The 21,077-nt window shown below is 36.9% G+C and carries 22 protein-coding genes and 1 pseudogene; 13 read left to right on the forward strand and 10 right to left on the reverse strand.

Annotated elements, in window-relative coordinates:
• Nucleotides 1-26 precede the first annotated feature (26 nt).
• Genes qoxD through qoxA form a run of 4 tightly spaced genes read right to left on the reverse strand, consistent with a single transcriptional unit; the run spans nucleotide 27 to nucleotide 3,843 of the window.
• Complete coding sequence (gene qoxD / locus J2S17_RS01140) at nucleotides 27-317, reverse strand: cytochrome aa3 quinol oxidase subunit IV (RefSeq protein ID WP_307471072.1); 291 nt, start codon at nucleotides 315-317, stop codon at nucleotides 27-29.
• Nucleotides 318-319: 2 nt separating this feature from the next.
• Nucleotides 320-916 (reverse strand): cytochrome aa3 quinol oxidase subunit III, encoded by a 597-nt coding sequence (gene qoxC, locus J2S17_RS01145; protein ID WP_307471074.1) that lies wholly within the window; start codon nucleotides 914-916, stop codon nucleotides 320-322.
• Nucleotides 916-2,862 (reverse strand): cytochrome aa3 quinol oxidase subunit I, encoded by a 1,947-nt coding sequence (gene qoxB / locus J2S17_RS01150; RefSeq protein ID WP_307471076.1) that lies wholly within the window; start codon nucleotides 2,860-2,862, stop codon nucleotides 916-918. Before qoxB ends, qoxC begins: the two co-directional genes overlap by 1 nt.
• 54 nt (nucleotides 2,863-2,916) lie before the next feature.
• Nucleotides 2,917-3,843, reverse strand: a complete 927-nt coding sequence (qoxA, locus tag J2S17_RS01155) for a cytochrome aa3 quinol oxidase subunit II (protein ID WP_307471078.1) — start codon at nucleotides 3,841-3,843, stop codon at nucleotides 2,917-2,919.
• 401 nt (nucleotides 3,844-4,244) lie between these two features.
• On the opposite strand from qoxA, the gene J2S17_RS01160 reads away from it, so the two are divergent.
• The 5 genes from J2S17_RS01160 (at nucleotide 4,245) to J2S17_RS01180 (ending at nucleotide 9,620) form a co-directional block, all read left to right on the forward strand.
• On the forward strand, nucleotides 4,245-4,373 hold the full coding sequence (locus J2S17_RS01160) for a hypothetical protein (protein ID WP_307471080.1): 129 nt from the start codon (nucleotides 4,245-4,247) through the stop codon (nucleotides 4,371-4,373).
• Between the two features lie 620 nt (nucleotides 4,374-4,993).
• The gene (locus J2S17_RS01165) at nucleotides 4,994-7,186 is read left to right on the forward strand and encodes a beta-propeller domain-containing protein (RefSeq protein ID WP_307471082.1); all 2,193 of its coding nucleotides are present in this window, start codon (nucleotides 4,994-4,996) and stop codon (nucleotides 7,184-7,186) included.
• A 155-nt stretch (nucleotides 7,187-7,341) separates the two neighbouring features.
• Nucleotides 7,342-8,496 (forward strand): acyl-CoA dehydrogenase family protein, encoded by a 1,155-nt coding sequence (locus J2S17_RS01170; protein ID WP_307471084.1) that lies wholly within the window; start codon nucleotides 7,342-7,344, stop codon nucleotides 8,494-8,496.
• A 235-nt stretch (nucleotides 8,497-8,731) separates the two neighbouring features.
• Nucleotides 8,732-9,064, forward strand: a complete 333-nt coding sequence (locus tag J2S17_RS01175; RefSeq protein WP_307471085.1) for a PadR family transcriptional regulator — start codon at nucleotides 8,732-8,734, stop codon at nucleotides 9,062-9,064.
• A gap of 1 nt (nucleotide 9,065) precedes the next feature.
• Nucleotides 9,066-9,620 (forward strand): hypothetical protein, encoded by a 555-nt coding sequence (locus J2S17_RS01180; protein WP_307471087.1) that lies wholly within the window; start codon nucleotides 9,066-9,068, stop codon nucleotides 9,618-9,620.
• 75 nt (nucleotides 9,621-9,695) lie between these two features.
• On the opposite strand, the gene rodA is transcribed toward J2S17_RS01180, so the two are convergent.
• Both rodA and J2S17_RS01190 read right to left on the reverse strand, forming a co-directional pair.
• Nucleotides 9,696-10,850 carry a rod shape-determining protein RodA gene (rodA, locus tag J2S17_RS01185; protein ID WP_307471089.1) on the reverse strand — a complete coding sequence of 385 codons (1,155 nt, stop codon included), beginning with the start codon at nucleotides 10,848-10,850 and terminating at the stop codon, nucleotides 9,696-9,698.
• A 32-nt stretch (nucleotides 10,851-10,882) separates the two neighbouring features.
• The gene (locus J2S17_RS01190) at nucleotides 10,883-11,509 is read right to left on the reverse strand and encodes a DUF1232 domain-containing protein (RefSeq protein ID WP_307471091.1); all 627 of its coding nucleotides are present in this window, start codon (nucleotides 11,507-11,509) and stop codon (nucleotides 10,883-10,885) included.
• Nucleotides 11,510-11,708: 199 nt separating this feature from the next.
• Here J2S17_RS01190 and J2S17_RS01195 point away from each other — a divergent pair.
• Nucleotides 11,709-11,918, forward strand: a pseudogene (locus J2S17_RS01195) (zinc ribbon domain-containing protein).
• Nucleotides 11,919-11,945: 27 nt separating this feature from the next.
• Here J2S17_RS01195 and J2S17_RS01200 read toward each other — a convergent pair.
• A complete protein-coding gene (locus J2S17_RS01200; protein WP_307471093.1) occupies nucleotides 11,946-12,143 on the reverse strand; it encodes a hypothetical protein in 198 nt (65 codons plus the stop codon).
• A gap of 126 nt (nucleotides 12,144-12,269) precedes the next feature.
• On the opposite strand from J2S17_RS01200, the gene J2S17_RS01205 reads away from it, so the two are divergent.
• Nucleotides 12,270-12,413 (forward strand): hypothetical protein, encoded by a 144-nt coding sequence (locus tag J2S17_RS01205; RefSeq protein WP_307471096.1) that lies wholly within the window; start codon nucleotides 12,270-12,272, stop codon nucleotides 12,411-12,413.
• On the forward strand, nucleotides 12,410-12,751 hold the full coding sequence (locus J2S17_RS01210; RefSeq protein WP_307471098.1) for a DUF3889 domain-containing protein: 342 nt from the start codon (nucleotides 12,410-12,412) through the stop codon (nucleotides 12,749-12,751). Before J2S17_RS01205 ends, J2S17_RS01210 begins: the two co-directional genes overlap by 4 nt.
• 43 nt (nucleotides 12,752-12,794) lie before the next feature.
• Here J2S17_RS01210 and J2S17_RS01215 read toward each other — a convergent pair whose 3' ends face one another.
• On the reverse strand, nucleotides 12,795-12,974 hold the full coding sequence (locus J2S17_RS01215; protein WP_307471100.1) for an H-type small acid-soluble spore protein: 180 nt from the start codon (nucleotides 12,972-12,974) through the stop codon (nucleotides 12,795-12,797).
• A 530-nt stretch (nucleotides 12,975-13,504) separates the two neighbouring features.
• Between J2S17_RS01215 and J2S17_RS01220 the strand changes: the two genes are divergently transcribed.
• From J2S17_RS01220 to J2S17_RS01230, 3 genes are all read left to right on the forward strand, one after another.
• The gene (locus tag J2S17_RS01220; RefSeq protein ID WP_307471102.1) at nucleotides 13,505-16,336 is read left to right on the forward strand and encodes a 2-oxoglutarate dehydrogenase E1 component; all 2,832 of its coding nucleotides are present in this window, start codon (nucleotides 13,505-13,507) and stop codon (nucleotides 16,334-16,336) included.
• A 16-nt stretch (nucleotides 16,337-16,352) separates the two neighbouring features.
• A complete protein-coding gene (gene odhB, locus J2S17_RS01225; RefSeq protein ID WP_307471103.1) occupies nucleotides 16,353-17,615 on the forward strand; it encodes a 2-oxoglutarate dehydrogenase complex dihydrolipoyllysine-residue succinyltransferase in 1,263 nt (420 codons plus the stop codon).
• A 170-nt stretch (nucleotides 17,616-17,785) separates the two neighbouring features.
• Nucleotides 17,786-17,914, forward strand: a complete 129-nt coding sequence (locus J2S17_RS01230) for a hypothetical protein (RefSeq protein ID WP_307471105.1) — start codon at nucleotides 17,786-17,788, stop codon at nucleotides 17,912-17,914.
• Nucleotides 17,915-17,959: 45 nt separating this feature from the next.
• On the opposite strand, the gene sda is transcribed toward J2S17_RS01230, so the two are convergent.
• Both sda and J2S17_RS01240 read right to left on the reverse strand, forming a co-directional pair.
• The gene (sda, locus tag J2S17_RS01235) at nucleotides 17,960-18,091 is read right to left on the reverse strand and encodes a sporulation histidine kinase inhibitor Sda (protein ID WP_307471107.1); all 132 of its coding nucleotides are present in this window, start codon (nucleotides 18,089-18,091) and stop codon (nucleotides 17,960-17,962) included.
• Between the two features lie 126 nt (nucleotides 18,092-18,217).
• Nucleotides 18,218-18,760: a pyridoxamine 5'-phosphate oxidase family protein gene (locus J2S17_RS01240; protein ID WP_307471108.1), complete on the reverse strand. Its 543-nt coding sequence runs from the start codon at nucleotides 18,758-18,760 to the stop codon at nucleotides 18,218-18,220.
• A 110-nt stretch (nucleotides 18,761-18,870) separates the two neighbouring features.
• Here J2S17_RS01240 and pdxR point away from each other — a divergent pair, with 110 nt between their 5' ends.
• Together pdxR and J2S17_RS01250 are read left to right on the forward strand one after the other, a co-directional pair.
• Nucleotides 18,871-20,271: a MocR-like pyridoxine biosynthesis transcription factor PdxR gene (gene pdxR / locus J2S17_RS01245; protein WP_307471110.1), complete on the forward strand. Its 1,401-nt coding sequence runs from the start codon at nucleotides 18,871-18,873 to the stop codon at nucleotides 20,269-20,271.
• A gap of 1 nt (nucleotide 20,272) precedes the next feature.
• Nucleotides 20,273-21,049 carry a VOC family protein gene (locus J2S17_RS01250; protein ID WP_307471112.1) on the forward strand — a complete coding sequence of 259 codons (777 nt, stop codon included), beginning with the start codon at nucleotides 20,273-20,275 and terminating at the stop codon, nucleotides 21,047-21,049.
• Nucleotides 21,050-21,077 lie beyond the last annotated feature (28 nt).

The following is a 21,077-nucleotide window of genomic DNA, read 5'->3' on the forward strand; positions in this document are numbered from 1 at the left end:
AGACGCTCCCTTTTACATACCTTGGTTTATTGGAACTGATAGGTCCAAACCAATGTGAGTAGGGTACCTAATACAGTGATGATTGCAATCGCCATACCATAATAGATACTTGTATATATTGTAGTTTTATCCTCAGATTCTCCAGCATGCATGAAGAGAATAAGCTGTAGTCCAGCTTGAATAAATGCTGTAACAAGAAGGATTGTCATACCAACTGCGAATGACATATCCATGAAATATACCAATAGGGCAACTGCTGTTAGGACAAGTGAAAAGATGAATCCAATCACTTGTTTTCTTGGGAATAATTCTTTCATCATTACATCATTCCTTTCAGATAGACGAAGCTGAAGATGAAGATCCAAACGACGTCTAAGAAATGCCAGTAAAGTGAGAAGATAAATGATTTATTTGTTGTTTCTGGCGTTAAACCATTTTTCTTCACTTGAAGTAGAATGAATAATCCCCAGAACAAACCAAATGTTACGTGAGCCCCGTGTGTCCCTAAAGTTGTTAAAAGGATTGCTGTAAAAGCACTTGTTTGCAATCCAGCACCTACATGTACATAGTGAACAAATTCATAAATTTCAACACCTAAAAAGGCAAGACCTAATACAAGAGTGATTCCGAAGAATACCAGCATGGCCTTTTTATTGCCAAGACGCATAGCGTGGATAGCAAGACCAATGGTGAAACTACTTGTTAATAATAGAATCGTTTCTGCTAATACAGGTGTAATTTCAAATATTTCTGCCCCGCTAGGCCCATTTCCTGTTCCATTAACTAGAACGAAATACGAAGCGAATAACGTGGCGAAAAGCATAATTTCTGCGCCAAGGAAAATCCAAAATCCTAATATTTTTAACCGATTTTGTTCTGTACTATATTCAAGAGGGAGTGAGTGATCTATCTTCATTATCGGTTACCTCCCAGTTTATTTTCTGTTTCTTCCACTTCTTCAAGTGGAATATAGCGACCATGGTCCTTTTCGAACGATTGGTAAGCCATGCATCCGAAGATTGCAAGTGTAAAGATAATGACTGGAATCCACATAGCAAATATGAAAGAGAAGCCCCATAGGAAGAAGAGAATCCCCATAATAAATGGAATACCGCTGTTATTTGGCATGTGAATCTTTTCTAATTCACCTTCAAATAATTTCTTGCCATGTTTCTTTTGATCCCAGAACGGCTCAACAGAGTCGATTTGTGGGATTTTTGCAAAGTTATACTCAGGAACTGGAGTATGGGTAGACCATTCCAATGTACGAGCATCCCAAGGGTCTGACCCGATATCTCGTGAAGCATAACGGAAACTATAGTAAATATTATAAACGATTAACGCGAATCCGACTGCTAAACCAGCTGCACCGATAAATGAAATCATATTCCAGATAGCAAATCCGCTAGCTTCAGAATATGTGTACATACGACGAGCTTGACCGTCTAGGCCAGAGAAGAACATTGGCATGAAAGCAACTAATGTGCTGATTCCAATTGTCCATGCAGACCATTTGCCGATTCTTTCATTAAGCATAAAGCCGAACATTTTTGGCCAATAATATGTGAGGCCAGCTAACATTGCAAACACGACACCAGGGATGATAACCATATGGAAATGAGCAACTAAGAACATTGTATTGTGATATTGGTAGTCAGCTGCTGACATTCCTAGCATAACTCCTGTTACACCACCGATAGTGAAAAGCGGTATAAATAGAAGGGAGTAGAGCATAGGTGTTGTAATGACGATTTTCCCTTTGTGAAGTGTAAATAGCCAGTTAAATATCTTAACTCCGGTCGGAACAGCGATTGCCATTGTCGTAATGGAGAAGATACTGTTAACAAATGCGCCTTGACCCATTGTAAAGAAGTGATGAACCCATACAACGAATGAAAGTACTGAAATGATAACCATGGATCCAACCATTGATTTATATCCATAAAGGTTACGTCTTGCAAATGTAGAGATAACCTCACTGTAAATACCAAACGCTGGTAATATTAGGATGTATACTTCAGGATGTCCCCATACCCAGAAGAGGTTGGCCCAAAGCATATCCATTCCACCGTTATTCGATGTAAAGAAGTTTGCACCAAATAATCGATCTAAAGTTCCCATTGCTAGAGCAACAGTTAGAACAGGGAATGCGAACACAATGATAATGTTAGCAATAAACGCTGACCATGTGAACATCGGCATTTTCATAAGAGTCATGCCTGGTGCTCTCATTTTTAAAATAGTGGCGAGGAAGTTGATACCTGTCATCAATGTACCAAGACCAGCTATTTGGATAGCGATCATATAATAATTGGTACCGACTGATTGGCTAAAATCATTTCCGGCAAGCGGGAAGTAAGATGTCCAGCCTGCATCAGGTGATCCTCCAACGACAAATGAAATGTTAAATAACATAGCACCTGCAAAGAATAACCAGAAGCTCAATGCATTCAAACGAGGGAATGCAACATCACGAGCACCAATTTGCAACGGTATAACAAAGTTCATTAAACCGATGATAAATGGCATAGCCATAAATAGTATCATTACAACCCCATGGGTTGAGAAGATTTCGTTATAATGCTGTGCATCAAGCAATTTATTTTCCGGAGCGGCTAGCTGCGCACGCATCATGATTGCGTCAGCACCTCCGCGGAAAAGCATAAGAATCGCAGAAATTAAGTACATGATACCAATACGCTTATGGTCAACGGTTGTTAACCATTCACGCCATAGGAAGCCCCACTTTTTGAAATAGGTTAAGCCGGCAAAGATAGCAATAACAGTTAAACCGATGGCAACCATTGATGCATAAATCGCGGGACTTGGATGTGGAACAGCAAATCGTTCAAAGAATTCCATCCTTTGTAACTCCTTTCAAATCTATATTAAACTAGCAGATTATGATTTAATTAATTAATGACCACTGTGTTCAGAATGCTCATCGTGGTTCTCATGATCTTCATGATCGTCGTTTGACTCTTCATCATCACTTGATCCGTGATTATGTCCAGCATGTTCACCTTCAGGGGCTGGCATGAAGTCTAAATGTGTACCAGTAAACGTCATTTTTCCTAAGTGACCTGGTTCTAATAATCCTACAAATTCTTCTTCAGTAATTGGCTTAGCAGTATTGTGAACTTCTTCAACCCACTCATCGAATTCAACAGGTGTCATAGCTGTTACATCGAAAGTGTTTTCTGCAAATCCTTCTCCACTAAAGTTAGCGTTACGACCCATAAAATCACCAGGGTGATCTGCCGCTAAATGAAGAGTTGTAACCATATCAGCCATGGCATATTTTTGGCCGCCAAGCTGTGGTACCCAGAAGCTTGTAATGGGTCCAAATGAATAAAGTTTAAATTCAATTGCTCTGTCAGTTGGAATGTATAAGTAGTTTAATGTTTCAATATCCTCTTCAGGATAGCTAAAGTGCCATTTCCAGTTTGATGAAGATGCGTAAACCACTAAAGGTTCCTTATCCTCGTATCCTGGAGGTGTTGATTCAACTTTGTAGTTACTTTGAACAGAGACAAAAGACATAAAGGCAACGATTAATACTGGAATTCCAACACATAATGCTTCAACCCAAATGTTTCCTTCGATATGTGGTGGCTCGTAATCTTCTTTTTGTTTAGATGCACGAAACTTAATGAGCATGTATGCCAGCATCGCAAATACTACAAGGACAACAAATGACATAATCCCAATTGATAGTTTAATATCATTTGCCTGCACTGCTGCTTGCGGACCTTTAGGATCTAATACAGTCAATGGTTCACAGCCTGTTAATACAGTGGCAATAGTAATAATTGCCAACAAGAGAGCCCTTTTTAATTTCATTGATGTACCCCTTTCTAACATTGTTAAAGGATGATTAATTTGAAAACGCAATCATCACGTCTGTAATCCCTATGTTAGTATCATAAATGGTTAAAAACAATTGTTTGTGATAGGTGTCACAAAATGTTCATGAAGAATCCATGTATTTAGTCACAAAATGTTCATGAAACTGAAAATATAAATGTCGCATAATATTCATGCTTGAACGTATATATAGAAATGCATGAAAATTACATCTTCTAAGAGGGGATTTTCCTTCATTTGAAATATATATTAATATAATGATAATAATTCTCTCTCAACATATTGAATTGAAATAGGGTGCTACCCCCAAACAATTTATAAGATAATCGTATACTATAAGAAGAAATAGCTTTTAATGATAGGAAGGAGGTCAAATGATGGAAGTCATCATTGCAGATATTGACAATCTATTAGAAATAACTTCATGGATGGCTGAAGAAGATGTAAAACAGACCATTCGACAGTTCGAGATTGATGAGCTATTAGATGAAACCAAAGGCTGGTAGCATGTTGTTTTTTGAGATTTAATAGGAAATTGCAAAAGGAAATTACGTTCTCTTTCAACTTATAACAAGAGTTGATCCCCTTTCTTTAAAATAAAAAGATGGAAGACTCCTAAGAGCCCTCTAAAGATTTATCATCCATCCCAAATACCTGATGTTAGTCTCCCTGAAATCCTTTCTCTTAAAAATTCACAGAAAATCGGTAAAAACTGTTTTATATGGATAGAAGCTATGTGCGATATAAACTTTCGAAAAAGTTACCCCCAATCCAGTAATAGATAGGTGACGATTGCTTTTATATCGCCAAAGTTTTTCAATCTTTCTTTACATACCTCCAATAGAATGTAGTCAAACATTTAATAACTCCCTTCTTATCCAGTAAATAGCTATAGTTGTACATACATGAATCCTTCCCTTAATGATTTTTTCACCTCGGTTTTACAGTCAGCAATAAGCACGCATTTTTCGGTGTGTGTTGCTGAAGTGCCCCCTCAAAAAGTTTTCTTTTTCAATGTAACTGTGATCAATCAATTAATCACATGTTTCCTTTGGAGAATTTAGGATGAATGTGTAACTAATGGCAATCTGAATTCGTCAATGCTTTTAGATAAGGAGGGGGAATGATGTTAAAACGCAGGGGGCAGTGGCTGGTTATTTTTGGTATGATATTTTTCTCAATTATTGTGGTTATATATCAAAACGGTAAACTAAAGATAATAAATGATTTTACGAATGATCAAGCAAGAGTTATGGCGAATAAAGTCTGGCAGATTCAGTTTAATGATGAGCTAAGCCCGTCATCTGTTAATGAGAGTACGGTGTATGTACTGGACAATATAGGTAAGAAACAAGAAGTTTCATTTAAACTAAGTGAAAATAAAAAAGCAATTATAATCTTGCCGCCCGATAAAGGATATAAAAAAGAAATCCCATCATATGAATTATTCGTATCAAAAGAAATCATGTCTCATTCAGCAAAAAAATTAGGCAGTTCATTGAAGCAAACTTTTAACATTAATGAAGAACTTGCAACTGCAAATTCAATTCAAGAAATAAATGACCATTTTATAAAAATCATGAAGGAACAAAGCAAAGGCTTAAAATCTTTTTTCAGAGAAGATACCATGACTCAGGAATCGTCTGAAATGGACACGATGTCTGAAAGTAAAGAAGCATCTTCAGACAATCAATTTTCTGAAACCAATGTTCAAGTTGCTGGCATAGATGAAAGTGACATGGTTAAAACAGATGGTGAATATATTTATCAGTTGGCAGATCAAAAATTACAAATCATTAAAGCTGTCCCTGCAGAGCAGTTAAAGTTGGAAAAGGCCGTTACCTTTGAAAGAGACTTTTCACCGTACCAGCTTTTTCTTTATCAGGATCAGCTGATTGTGATAGGTAATTATTATGAAGAAATGACGAAGGTGGGAGCGGGTAAAGAGTTAAAGACAGATATGTTTCACCCTCGATGGTTTCAGTCAAGCAAAATTCAAATTTATAATATAGCGGATAAGCGCGAGCCTAAGCTGGTTCGGGAGCTTGAGGTGGAGGGAGACTTCATTTCTGCTAGATTAATGGAAGGGAGATTGTATCTTGTAACAAATCATTATCCGGATGTTTGGATACTTGAAGACCACCCTGATATTGATCTTCGTCCTCGATATAAAGATTCTAGTGTTAGTCAAGAAAAACAATCCGTGCAGACCGATGAAATTCAGTTGATACCAGATTCGAAAGAAACCAATTTTACAAATATTGCTGCAATCGATTTGGATCATCCTTCAGAGGAAATGTCATTATCAACCTTTTTAGGAAGCGGTAATCAGCTTTATATGTCAAAGAAAAATATTTATTTAGCTACAACGAATGTTAGCTTCATGCCAACTATTGCAGTAGGCAGATCAAATGAAATAACAAGTATTTACAAAATTAAAATTGATGGTATGAATATGGAGATGTCAGGAAGTCAGGAGATAGAAGGAAGGCTGCTTAACCAGTTTTCCATGGATGAACACAATGGTTATTTTAGAGTTGCGGTGACAAAAGGGCAAACAACGGATGAAACACATCCATCCTCAAATGAATTGTATATTTTTAATGAGAATTTAGTAAAAGTTGGAGAGCTAAACGATTTGGCCAGGGGTGAGAGAATTTATTCCGCTCGTTTTATGGGAGACAAAGTCTATATTGTTACTTTTAAGGAAACAGATCCTTTGTTTGTTATTGATGCTAGCTTACCTGAAGCGCCTAAAGTTCTTGGTGAATTAAAGATACCTGGTTTCAGTAACTATTTACACCCTTATGACGAGAATCATTTAATTGGCTTTGGATATGATACGAAAGTTAATGCAGCAAAGGCCACAGGAAGTCAGCCAATTGTAACAACTGATGGAGTAAAGGTTACATTGTTTGATGTCACAGACTTAACAAATCCAAAGGAAAAATTCACAGAAATAATTGGTGGCAGAGGAACATACTCGGATTTGAATTATGATCACAAAGCATTATTATTTGATAGTGAGAAGAATCTATTTGCATTCCCAATCAGTGTGTATGAAAACAAGAAAAATAGTGAAAATGATTCGACTTTTGCCTTTCAAGGAGCCTATGTGTATGGAATAGATAGTAATAAGGGATTTCAGCTGCATGCAAAAATAACTCATCAAAAGCAGAATATTGGATATGAAGATTGGGAAAGTAATATCAATCGTATTCTATATATCGATGATCAGTTATATTCCTTATCACCATCAAAAATCACAGCGCATGCTATTGGCGATTTCAATCAAACAAAAGAATTAAACTTGAAATAGGATGAAGGCAAATAGCCTTCATCCTTTAATTTAATTAAGATGAATATTGCTCATTTTTATTAAAGGACTAAACTAAAAGGTTTCGTTTTTGTTATATTTCTTTCATAATGGTACCTATACATATTATGCAGATTGGAGAAAGGGGAATTAAAGTGATGAGATTTCATCTAGCAGCCAATGAGGAAGATCGATTACATATAATGAAGGAAATGAATCAAAAATTTTTAGAAAGAGCAGACCAAAATGATAAGGTAGGCAGCTTTCCTTTCAAAAATATAGCAGAGTTAAAGGAAACCGGCTATACATCATTAACCCTGCCAGCAGAATATGGCGGGAAAGATCTGTCTTTATATGAACTAGTTCGAATGCAAGAGTGCATTGCGGAAGGGGACGGAGCTACAGCATTATCAATTGGCTGGCATATGGGAATCGTAAAGAACTTATTCGAAAAGAAAAACTGGGCACCAAAGCAGTTAGAATTTTTAGGTGAAAAGGTATCAAGGGGTTCGTTAATTAATAGTGCTGCAACAGAGCCGCAAACCGGCAGTCCTACCAGAGGAGGAAAACCGCATACAAATGCTGAAAAAAAGAGAGATAGCTGGATAATTAATGGACGAAAATCATTTACTACAATGTCACTTATGCTTGATTATATTCTTGTTAGTGCCTCTATTAAGGGGAGTGACCAAATAGGGAACTTTTTAATTCCGCGAACAACAAAGGGTGTTACTATAGAAGAAACATGGGACAGCATTGCAATGAGGGCATCGGGGAGCCATGATTTAGTATTAGAAAATGTGGAGCTGACTCTGGACTCTTTAGTCGAATACTTTACTCCGGGTAAAAAAGGAGCCAACGGGTGGCTTCTCCATATACCTGCCTGTTACTTAGGGATTGCTCAAGCTGCTCAATCATATGTCATCCAATTCGCGAAGCAATATTCACCATCCAGCATAGAAGGAACGATTGTGGACTTGCCAAATGTTCAACAGAAAATTGGAGAAATTGAATTGCTGCTAATGAAAAGTCGTTATTTCCTTTATAGTGTTGCCAGGAAATGGGATGAGTCAGATGCAGAGTCAAGGGCTGAAATGAGCCCGCAATTGGGAGCAGTCAAACATGAAGTTACAAATAATGCATATAAAATTGTAGATATCGCCATGCGTATTGCTGGTGCGAGGAGCCTATCGGCAACGAATCCTCTCCAGCGTTATTATCGTGATGTAAGAGCTGGCCTGCATAACCCTCCGATGGATGATATGACGATTCAATTGTTAGCGAAATACGCCATTGCAAAAACCAAAGAATAGAAAAAATCAACTTTAATTGTAAGTAGTTCTATTTTTATGGGGGAAACATTGTCTATAGGATACTAATTAGCTTAGCAGACCAAATCACATTTTGATTTGGTCTTTTTTGCTGCTCAAGTTTAGCTATTTTTTTAGATAGAACTGTGATTAAGCATTTTTTGGAATAGAACTGCGAGGCACATTGCTTATAATACAATTATACCTTATAAAGCAATGTACCTGAAGGAGACTTATATTGAAAGTTGATAAGGAAATTTTAAGAGGATATATTGATACAATCATTTTAAGTTTACTATATGATCGTGACTTATATGGCTATGACTTGAGCAAAGAAGTGAAGAAAAAGAGTGGCGACTCTTTTGAGTTAAAGGAAAGCACCCTATATTTATCATTTAAGCGACTTGAAAAAAATGGGTATGTCATTAGCTATTGGCAAGAGGGCAGTTCTGCAGCTCGCAGGAAATATTATCATTTAACCGTCAGCGGGAGTGCTTACCTCCTTCATAAAAAAGAGGAATGGAAATTCATGAAGCAATTAATGGAAAATTTCTTGGAGGGGATTGATTAATATGACATTGAAAAAAGAAACTGAATTAAAGATTCAGAAGTATATTAAGCAAAATACCAATTTGGTTGCTAGTGATGAACTGACATATTTTGAAAAGCTTGCTCTTCATACGAATGAAAAATGGATGGAAGCTAAAAGAACAGCAGCAAAATTTAAGTGGACATCTCAGAAGAATAAAGAAGCACAAGAGGATCTCATGAGTTATATGAGTGACTATATAGAAGATTGTATAATGAATGGATTCAGTGAGGAAGATGCATTTGAAAAAGCTAAAGTGACTTTTGCAGTTGAAAACCCTAATAATCCTTTATTGAAAAGCGATGCAGAATGGCTGCATCACTTTGACCCAAATGTAGCAGAAGCGATAGGCTTGTACTATGCTGCATCTATGTTTATCGGCCTTACATCAGGTGCTCTATTAGGCGTAATTTTGCAGATGGTGATTTTAGAGGAGTCGATTGGAGTATTATTCTTCATTGTTACAGGGATTGGATTCATAGCAGGACTTGGGTTTGGATTGTTGAAAAACGCTAAAATTAGTTTGAACAATCGCTGATTCTGGATTATCACAACTAGACCTGCAGCAATTAAAAACATAAAAAATAGAAGCAGGGTTCACTCCGCTTCTATTTCATTCATTATTGCTAAACATATACCTTTTAGATTTTAAATTTACACTCAAAACTAATCCCAGTGTGATCATATTTGTTAATAATCCGCTGCCACCATAGCTTATAAACGGCAACGTAATTCCAGTAATAGGCATTACACCTATCGTCATCGCAATGTTTTGAAATGCCTGGAAAGATATTAAGCCAATGGCACCAGTGCAAATATAAAATCCAAATAGATTATGAGAATGCAAGGCGATAATCACGATTCTATAAATCATTAGGAAGTAGAGTGTAATCAACACAGAAGCGCCGATAAAGCCAAATTCTTCACCGATAACTGCGAAAATAAAGTCGGTATGTGCTTCAGGAATTTGACCGCTTTGTACTTGTACTCCTTGTGTAAACCCCCAGCCACTCATTTGTCCAGAGCCTATTCCCAACATGGCTCTAGTTAGTTGATACCCAAATGAAGAGGCGTAACCATGAGGATCAAGCCATCCATATATCCTTTCCAGCTGATGAGGTTTAATAATTTTTATAAAAAGATCAAAATACTGGTTATGTAGAAAAACCAGAAACCCAACTAATCCTGTACCGCCTGCTACTATCAATAATATCATTTTATAAGATATACCTGAAACAGCAATCAATGTAAAAGCGATGGCTGCAATAATCAAAGCTGAACCTAAGTCAGGCTGAACTAGGATTAAATAGAAAGGGATAATTGAAAAAACACCAACTTTTGCTGTGATCGGAATACTTTCAATGAACGATAATCTTTTCTTCCCTTTTTTATACAGGATGACAGATAAGAAGAGGAGTATAAAAATTTTAAAGAACTCCGAAGGTTGAGGTTCGAATATGCCAATATTTAACCATCTTTGTGCACCGTTTCGATATACCCCAAAGAAATGAACAAGCAATAGAAGTATAACTCCTACAATATATAATGGTGTAGCCCATCTTTCCAGCAACTCATAATCAAAATAAGCAACCGCAGCCATAACTGCAATGCCGATCATATACCAAATCGCTTGCCTTTTTAAGTAATAAAATGGGTCAGAACTATAATATTGTCCTGAACCGCTATAAACTGCTAATAAGCTAATAATAATTAAGCAAAAAAGTACCAATAATAATGGATAATCTATATTATTTTCATTTTGTTTCACTGCAAACTTCCTTTTCAATCATAAAATACAATTTATTTTAAACCATTTACTACAAGTTTTATGGCAATAGCATCGTCAATATATCCAATCGGAAAGATGTAATCTGGTATACAATCAACCGCCGTAATGAAATATATTAATGCAGCGCCCATCATTACTATTTGATGTGGGGTACCTTGTTTATGGTTAAATTTTTGATACATATTCTCTAAATCTGTGATGAAGGGACCAATGCTTCCCAGTTTCTTCAATTTAGCTTTAAAATGGTTTGAAACCGTTTCTTTTCCTTCATCCGTTTGAGCATATTGTTCATATTGCTGCAAATGAGTCTCGATATCATTGGTTGTGAAATCTTTATTATATGCTTTAACGAATTTTAGTTCTTCTTGTATTTCTTCGATTGCCGCTTCTAAGGTTGATGGTTGATGTTCAATTTCATAACCTGCAGCGATATACATCTCCGCATTTGATATTTGTAACACCTGAGCAATTTTTTGTATATGCGCGGGTGTAGCCCGTCTTTTTCCGTTGATGATTCTTGACAAGGTTGCTGAGTCTATATTGCTCATTTCACTTAGTGTTCTTAAAGATAATGATCGCTCTAGCAAATATGATTTTAATTTACTTCCCAATTCATTGTTTAGACTGTTGCTTGTCATCTTTCACAATACCTTCTCTCTAGGTAAATAACATGAATTTAATTGGATTCTTCTGTTGAACTATAAGTCTAAATTGACAAATTGTCAACGAAATTGATAATAAATCAAACTATGAATAATCTAAGTTATGTCTTATATCATTGAAGTGTCATATAAATATGGAAGTGAAATTACATTTTCTCAAAGGGGATTGATACGAGTGGGAGAAAAGGGGTGCTTAAAATGCGGCAATTTAAATGCAGAAAAAAAGAGGTAGCGAATGACTGGTTCTAAGACTGTCTAAATTATTCGACGTTCAACACAATAAATTTCTAGTTGTATATTGTAAGGAATGTGGTTATTCAGAGTTTTATAACATCAGTCATCTATGGCCGGAAACGTAATTGATTTCTTTCTAGGAGGATATTAACAAAGCCCTCCAAAAAAGGGGACTCTGTTATTCTTCGAAGTAATCTTCAAACTTTTCTTTATTACCTTCACCTTTTTTATAATAAGGGTTATTGCTTGTTGCATCATCCGGATCAAGATTTGTCTTGATAACAAAGGTCGGACTGGAAGGATGCTGAGCAAACACTCGATCATCCAATTCCTTGAAATCAGTCAGTTCTGTATTCTTATGATCGTTATTCTTCATATTAACACCTCTCTTCATTAGTATCGTTAGATTGCAGATATAAATTTATACATATTCTTCTATCCGGATTATTGAATAATAAACATCCTTCTGTTGCAATCTAATATGAAAGGGGATGAGTAATCGATGGATAAAAGAAAAAATACCAATGCAGAAAATGAAAGAGACATACTTTATCATTTATTAGAGGAACAAATCGCTTATATATGTGTAGAAGAAGAAAAAGAAAGCATGCAACAGGAGATTGGAAAGGTGAGAGATGCAGAATGAAGAATATTCTTCCTAAAATATTTTTGGCTATGATATTATTAACGGCTTATACGATAGAGAATTCCATGTTTATACGAAGTGCCCATGCTGAAAAGGATACACCTGAATATGCAAAATGGGGAAGCCTTGCAATGAAAACGGCAAAATCGAAATACCCTCAGGCACAAATTATAGACTATTTACATATTGGCCGTGAAGAAAAGGGAACACACGCTGTTGAAAAGTTTAAATTATGGGTTAGGGAGAACGGGCAGGAATTTGGTTTGTATATTTTTATTGAGTTTGATCCTAAGTCGAATAAAGTGAAAAATATCCAGTTGGAAAAATCTGATCGCTGACCTTCCTAGTTAATCTTCAACAGCTGTGTTCAGCCATATGCTGTTACCCTTCTAATAAATTATGGAGGGGAACGACTTGATCTTTTTCTGGCTCATGTGTTGAATGGACACGGGCCATATTGGTCGTTTCGTAAACATCATCAATAATCACTTGTGTACCATCAAAAAGTATATTGCAATTTTCTTCTCTTTCTATTATTTCCTTTGCTCTAGAAACATCCATCAACATCACCTCATTTCATATTTAATATGCCAGTTCAATACATATTTTATGCAAAAGGGTCTTAAGAGGCACTTTGCTATTCAATTCAGAAAGTTTGATATATACTATAGTAGGCGTTTAGGGGAAGAGTTAAAAAATGAATGATTGATGGTGTATATTTTTGGAGTGAGAAGCTATCTATTTAAAGGAAATAAAGGGTAGCAAAATGGTTATGTTCACTATATTTTTCCATATATTTCCACTTTGGTTTCTTTTTATCTAGTTATTCGCCCTATCAATTAATTCATTTTTTTAATATAAGTATTTTTTCGAAAATTATTATACATTTTTTGAATATTTTATCGTTTTCCCCTTTGTATATAGAGCTTTAACGTGTTAAAATGGCTAAGGAAACAATTTATCCTCAGAAAAATATTATTATTCATAATATTGGTTTCCTATAAAAGCTTTGTAATTAAAGAAACTGAGGATGGACACATTTAATTATTATACAAATATCATTTAAAAAAGAGTTGTGGAGGTAATTTTCCATGAAGAAGCCATCAAAAGGTGGGGGACCTTTAGACCAAGGTTTTTATGGCCCAAACCTAGGCTATATGATTGAGCTTTATGAAAGATACTTAGAAGATCCAGAATCAGTTGACCCTGAAATGAAAGAATATTTTGAGGCAAACGGTTCGCCTTTGAAAGAAGAAGGGGTTGCTCCTACAAATCATGGATCTCAAGATTTGGGTATCAGTCCAGGTCGTATTGAAAAAACGTTGGCGGCGATTCGTCTAGCGGATCTCATCCGTTCAAATGGACATAAAGCTGCAGACATATATCCATTGAATAATAGGGAACTTGAAAAAGAGAAATTTGAACTAAGCTATTATGGTCTAAGCGAAGAAGACTTACGCGCTGTTCCAGCACATCTTATTTGTACAGATGCGCGCATTCCATTGCGAAATGGCTTAGAAGCATTCGAATACTTAAAAAATGTTTATATGGGGACGCTTGCCTTTGAATTTACTCATGTTGATAACATGGATGAAAAGGATTGGCTTCGCCGTAAAGTAGAAACGAACAGCATGAAGCTTAATTTGCAAAAACCTGAAAAAGCAAAGGTGTATAAGAGACTAGTTGAGGTTGAAGAATTCGAAAAATTCCTTCACCGTACATTTGTTGGTCAAAAACGATTCTCTATCGAAGGATTGGATACAATGGTTCCAATGCTTGATGAAATCGTTGCTGGCTCTGTTGCAAATGGAACAAAAACGATCAATATTGGTATGGCTCACCGCGGACGTCTAAATGTGCTTGCTCATGTACTTGGCAAGCCTTATGAGATGATCTTCGCGGAGTTTCAACATGCCCCGAACAAGGACCTCGTTCCTTCTGAGGGCTCAATAGGGATTAGCTATGGTTGGACCGGGGATGTAAAGTATCACCTTGGACTAGATAAACAAATTAAAGATGAAAATACAACGGTTGCAAGAATTACGTTAGCAAATAATCCGAGCCATTTGGAATTTGTTGGAGCGGTTGTTGAAGGGTATACGCGTGCTTCACAGGATAATCGTTCAAAAGCTGGTTACCCTGAAGTGGAATATAATGAAGCGCTATCCATCATTATTCATGGAGATGCGGCTTTCCCAGGCCAAGGTGTTGTTGCAGAAACGCTCAACCTTGGACAATTAAATGGCTATAATACTGGCGGGGCCATTCATATTATTGCGAATAATACAATTGGATTCACAACAGAGTCTTATGATTCACGCTCTACAAGATATGCCAGTGATTTAGCTAAAGGTTATGAAGTGCCAATTTTACATGTGAATGCTGATGATCCCGAAGCGGTTCTTGCAGCAGCAAGATTAGCTTGTGAATATAGAGAAAAGTTTCATAAAGACTTTTTAATTGATTTAATTGGCTACCGCCGTTTCGGTCACAATGAAATGGATGAGCCGATGACAACCAATCCATTGATGTATAACATCATTCATAAACGACCAACTGTAAAAGAACTTTATGCTACTAGGCTGACAAGTGAGTCCACTTTATCTGATGCAGAAGTGACTTCTATTCAAGATGAAACAACTGAAAAGCTAAAAACAGCTTATGCAAAAGTTCCTGAGAAAGAAGAGCATGTTGAAGAATTAAATCCGCCAGAAACAGTGGAAAAAGGATTATCAAATATTTCAACATCTGTTCCGGTTGAAGTCTTAAAATCAATTAATGATGAACTCCTTACATGGCCTGAAGAATTTAAAGTGTTTAATAAGCTTGGTAAAATTCTTCAAAGACGTAAAGGCGGATTAGAGGAAGCCGGCAAGATTGATTGGGGACATGCTGAAACATTAGCGTTTGCTTCAATTTTATCTGAAGGTACACCAATCAGATTAACTGGACAAGACTCCGAGCGCGGTACATTTGCTCATCGTAATATTGTGCTCCATGACGGCGAGTCTGGTAAATCTTTCTCACCATTACATCAGCTGTCTACTGCAAAGGCATCATTTGCTGTGCATAATAGCCCATTATCTGAAATGGCTGTTCTTGGCTTTGAATATGGCTACAATGTATTTGCACCTGAATCACTAGTCTTATGGGAAGCGCAATTTGGTGACTTTGCCAACTCAGCACAAGTAATGTTTGACCAATTCATTTCAGCTGGGCGCGCAAAATGGGGACAAAAATCCGGAATCGTGATGCTATTGCCACATGGTTATGAAGGACAAGGACCAGAGCACTCTAGTGCACGACTGGAAAGATTCCTATCCCTTGCAGCTGAAAATAACTGGACAGTAGCTAACCTGTCATCTGCAGCTCAATATTTCCATATTTTACGCAGACAAGCGGCGATTCTTGGTAAAGAGGAAGTTCGTCCATTAGTGATCATGTCACCTAAGAGTCTGTTAAGAAATCCATCAGTAGCGGCAACTGCGTTTGATTTATCTGAGGGTGAATTCCACCCAATTATTGAGCAGGCTGACTTAGGTAAAGAAACAGATAAGGTAACTAGAATTGTCTTTGCATCAGGTAAAATAACGATTGATTTAGCAGAGAGACTTAAAAATGTTGAGGATAAAGATTGGTTCCATATTGTACGTGTAGAGGAAATTTATCCTTTCCCATTCGCAAATATCAAAGAAGTGATCGATCGTTATCCAAACTTGGAAGAACTAGTTTGGATACAAGAAGAGCCTAAGAATATGGGTGCTTGGAACTTCACTGAACCAAGATTGAAGCATATCGCTCGAGAAGGCGTTGAAGTGAGCTACATAGGAAGACGCCGTCGTTCAAGCACAGCTGAAGGTGACCCACTAGTTCATAAGAAAGAACAGGCTCGAATCATTGAAGATGCGATAACACGTAAGTAATAAGGAGGAAAAAATTGTGGCAGAGATCAAAGTTCCAGAATTGGCAGAATCTATTACAGAAGGTACAGTAGCACAATGGCTTAAACAACCTGGTGATACTGTGAATAAAGGCGACTATGTCGTTGAATTAGAAACAGACAAAGTAAATGTTGAAATCATTTCTGAGCATAGCGGTGTATTAGCTGAGTTAAAGGCTGAAGAAGGCGACACAGTTAATGTTGGCGATACAATCGCGATTGTAAATGAAGGTGGAGAGGCACCAGCACCTGCAGCTGAGAAAAAAGAAGAAGCACCAAAGTCTGAAGAAAAACCGGCTGAGGAAGCAAAACCAGTTGAATCAGCACCTGCTGACACGGATGAAAGTAAACAACGTACAGTTGCCTCACCGGCTGCAAGAAAGCTTGCTAGAGAAAAAGGTATTGATTTATCACAAATTCCTACAGCTGATCCATTAGGAAGAGTTCGTTCACAAGATGTTGCTGCTTTTAACCCTGAGCAAGCAAAACAAGCACCAGCAAAATCAGCATCATCTAGTGCACCTGCTGCTAAACCGGCTGCTGCTCAAGAAAACAGTGAGAAGCCTGTAGAACGCGTGCGTATGTCTCGTCGTCGTCAAACGATTGCTAAACGTTTAGTTGAAGTTCAACAAACAGCTGCAATGCTGACAACTTTCAATGAAATCGATATGACGAATGTGATGAACTTGCGAAAAAAACGTAAAGACAAATTCCAAGAGGACAACGATGTTAAGCTTGGATTTATGTCATTCTTTACTAAAGCAGTTGTTGCAGCATTGAAACGCAGCCCACTGTTAAACGCTGAAATTGACGGCGACCAATTAATTCTTAAAAAGTTCTATGATATCGGTATTGCCGTTTCAACTGATGAAGGTCTAGTTGTTCCAGTAGTAAGAGATGCTGATCGTAAGAACTTTGCAGAAATTGAAAAAGATATCATGGGTCTTGGGAAAAAAGCAAGAGATAATAAACTTGCTATCTCTGATCTGCAAGGCGGAACATTCACAATTACAAATGGCGGTGTATTCGGATCATTATTATCTACACCGATTTTAAATGGACCACAGGTAGGTATTCTAGGAATGCACACAATCCAAACTCGGCCTGTAGCTATTGATGCAGAGAGAATGGAAAACCGTCCAATGATGTATATTGCCCTTTCTTACGATCACCGAATCGTTGATGGTAAAGAAGCGGTTACTTTCCTAAAGAGAGTAAAAGAACTGATTGAAGACCCTGAGTCATTACTTTTTGAAGCATAATATGAAAAAAGAGCGGAATTTTTTTCCGCTCTTTTTTTTTGCAATTTCGCCAATGTCAAAATTAAAAACAAATACCTTATTAAATGCTCCAACACATACATAAAAATGTTTCGTTTAGGAAACATTTTTGAAGAGAGGAATAATATAGAATAAAAGCAGGAGTGATTCAAATGGGCGGCAGAAAGAATCGGATATTGAAGTATTCCGTTCTGTTTAAAAAGATGGGTGTATTAAACAATAAAGATTTTAACGAAATTGTAGAGGCGAATAAAATAATAATAAAGAAGAGGTCTGACTGAAGAATTAAAATGAGCGAGAGTGATAGCACTCTCGCTCTTCCATTTTTAATCTTTAAATGGCCTTAGGCCTCTTTTTTGAATTTCCATTTTCAGTATCCTTATCCATTCTTTCTCTGACCCTGTTTTCAATGCATCACGATACGAGACGACCAATTGTTCATTACTCATAATCTTCATTCTGCACATACCTCCTAGGTAAATGGATGGAATTTTCTATCTATTTATCCATTGTAATCGTTTAATGAAGATTTGGAAACCCATTTTCGCATAATAATTCAAAAAAAATGATTGGTAATATACTCCTCATTTTCCTAAATCCATCTTTACTTGTCTTCCTGGATAGAAGGAAACCGCTTCATCATAATGATTAGCTTTCGCACTAATACTCCTTGGAGTGAGTTTCAATACAACTGTTTTACTGCCTAGAGATGACCGATATTTCTCAACATGAGTTTTAGAAAGTGGCTGATCATAATAACCCGGAACATATTTATTAAGAAAATGCTCCATCACTTCATGTGCTTCTTTCAGTTCTTTAACGATATGAATCTCTCCGAAAACAATGACGCTTTTGTAAGCAGTATCTGTTTTTGCTGGAATAGGGCTTGTCATTGTCCCGAGATCACGACTGATAGTAAAGCAAGCGGATGAATTCTCCTGCACGATATCGATTTTTCTTCCTTCCGCTGCACCATGAATATAAATTGAATCATTCAACCAAACATAGTTTAAAGGAATTACATAAGGATTTTCTCCGTCCGTTAAACCTAAATAACCTGTTCTTTCTATTTTAATAAACTCATTTATAGCAGGTTGTTCAGCCCATTTTAGTTTTTCTTGTCTCATCAGCGATTCATCTCCCTTTTTTCTATGTTAGAATGATTATAAGAAAAATATGACCTTTTTAAAATAGACAGTTTTTATAGTTTTATAGAGGTCAGATGAGGTGTTTATCGATGCTTACGCCAATTTTTCACTCAGATAGTCCTTTATATATACAGCTTTATTCGTTTTTGAAAGAACAAATTGAACAAGGTGAACTTAAATCATTTGCTAAATTGCCATCGATCAGACAGCTTTCCATTCATCTAAATATTAGTAAAACAACAGTGGAAAGTGCGTATCAACAGCTATTGGCAGAAGGATATGTAGAAAGCAAGCCAAGAAGTGGCTTAATAGTCTTGCCGCTTGAAAGTGAAGCGATAATTCGTGATTTGCACCCACCTAGCTTTTCAGCGGTAAGATTGGATGAAGCACCACATGTCGACTTTCAATATGGAGATATCGATTTAGCTCATTTTCCGATAAAACGATGGAAAAAGTATATGCGTGAGGCTATGAGTGAAGAGAACTTTGATGTTTTTCATTATGGAGAAAAACAAGGAGATCAATTATTAAGAATAGAAATATCGAAGTATTTATACGGTTCCAGGGGGATATCCTGCCACCCAAAGCAAATCGTCTTATGCGCCGGTACACAATTAGCCGTGGATTTAATTTGCCAACTTCTTAAGCTGCAAGGGCAGGAAGTAGCAATGGAAAATCCAGGTTATGATGGTGTACATGCAATTTTCAGCCAGCATAAATGTAAAACAATTCCCATATCTATTGAAAAGGACGGTCTTTGTATAGACGAATTAACAGACAGTCATGCGAAAGCGGTGTATGTTACACCATCTCATCAATTCCCCTATGGTATGGTATTGTCTATTCAGAAAAGGATGAAGCTGCTTCATTGGGCAAAAGAAGCGTCCAGCTATATTATTGAAGACGATTATGACTCAGAATACAGATACGAAGGGCATCCAATCTCTTCATTAAAATCTCTGGATACAGATGGACGTGTCCTCTATTTAGGAACGTTTTCTAAATCGTTTCTGCCGGCATTAAGAACAAGCTATATAGTCCTGCCACTTTCATTAGTTGATACATATCAAGAGAACTACCAGTTTCATAGCCAGTCTGTTTCGCCGATCTTTCAGAGAGCTTTACAGCAATTTATGATCACTGGTGATTTTATGCGCCACATTCGCAAGATGAGAAAAATCTATCATGACAAACATCAAGTGCTGTTATCAGTAATAAATAAGTATATGGGTGATAAGGTAGAAGTAATCGGAGAAAAAGCCGGTCTTCATCTTTTATTAAATGTTAAGGGCCGGGATGAACACGATTTAATGCTTAAAGCAGAAAAGAACCATATTCGAGTATATTCCACATCAAGTTTTTGGCTGATAAAAAAAGATCACCCTAGATCATTAATTATGCTCGGTTTTGGAGGAATATCCACTGAGAAAATAGAAGAAGGAATTCGGTTATTAAGTCTTGCCTGGTTTGAAAGAAAGGAAGGATACTGATATGAATTTAACACTCGATCATATTGTACATTTTATTAAAGATAACCCAAGCAAAGCGGTAGATGAGCTGCAAAGACAGGGATTTAAAGCAGTAGTTGGCGGAAGTCATGAGCAGTGGGGCAGCTATAATAGTTTGCTTTATTTACATTCATCTTATATAGAATTTTTAGCAGTAGAAGAAGAGTCGATCGCAGCAAGGTCTAATAATCCTTTAATCTCGCAGTTAGTATCGGATTTAAGTGACGGGGAAGGCATCGGACAGCTCTGCTTTCGAACAGATGCGATCGAGGAGTTAAGCAAGTCCTTCCAAACAAAAGGCTTTGAACCATTGCCGATATTTAACGGGAGCCGCAAACGGAAAGACGGAGTAACTATTCATTGGAAAATGTTATTCTTAAAAAATACTGGCGACGTTCCTTTCCCGTTTTTTATTCAATGGGAGCAGGACGACGAATGCCGCTATGCTGAATTTAAAGAGCAAGGATTGCTGGATGAAAAACTACTTGAAACAAAAGTAGATTCACTTTATTTTGCAGTAGAGAATAAACAAGTGCCAACGGAAGCGTGGGCAAAGTTATTTAATGTCGCGGTTGAAATAGATAGTAATGAGGCAAGAATAAGGGTTGGCGAGTTAAATATCATTTTTAAAGAACCGTCTGAAGGCAATACATTGGTGGCAGACACTCTGAGTAATAGAAGAGAGTGCCCATTTGCTGTAAAGCTCCATCCACCATTAAACAACGGTGAACTCCATCTTTTTGGGTCTTTCTATTGCTAATCATAAAATACAAATATTTAAGGGTGAT

The sequence above is a fragment of the Cytobacillus purgationiresistens genome (assembly GCF_030813235.1).
Taxonomy (GTDB): Bacteria; Bacillota; Bacilli; order Bacillales; family Cytobacillaceae; genus Cytobacillus; species Cytobacillus purgationiresistens.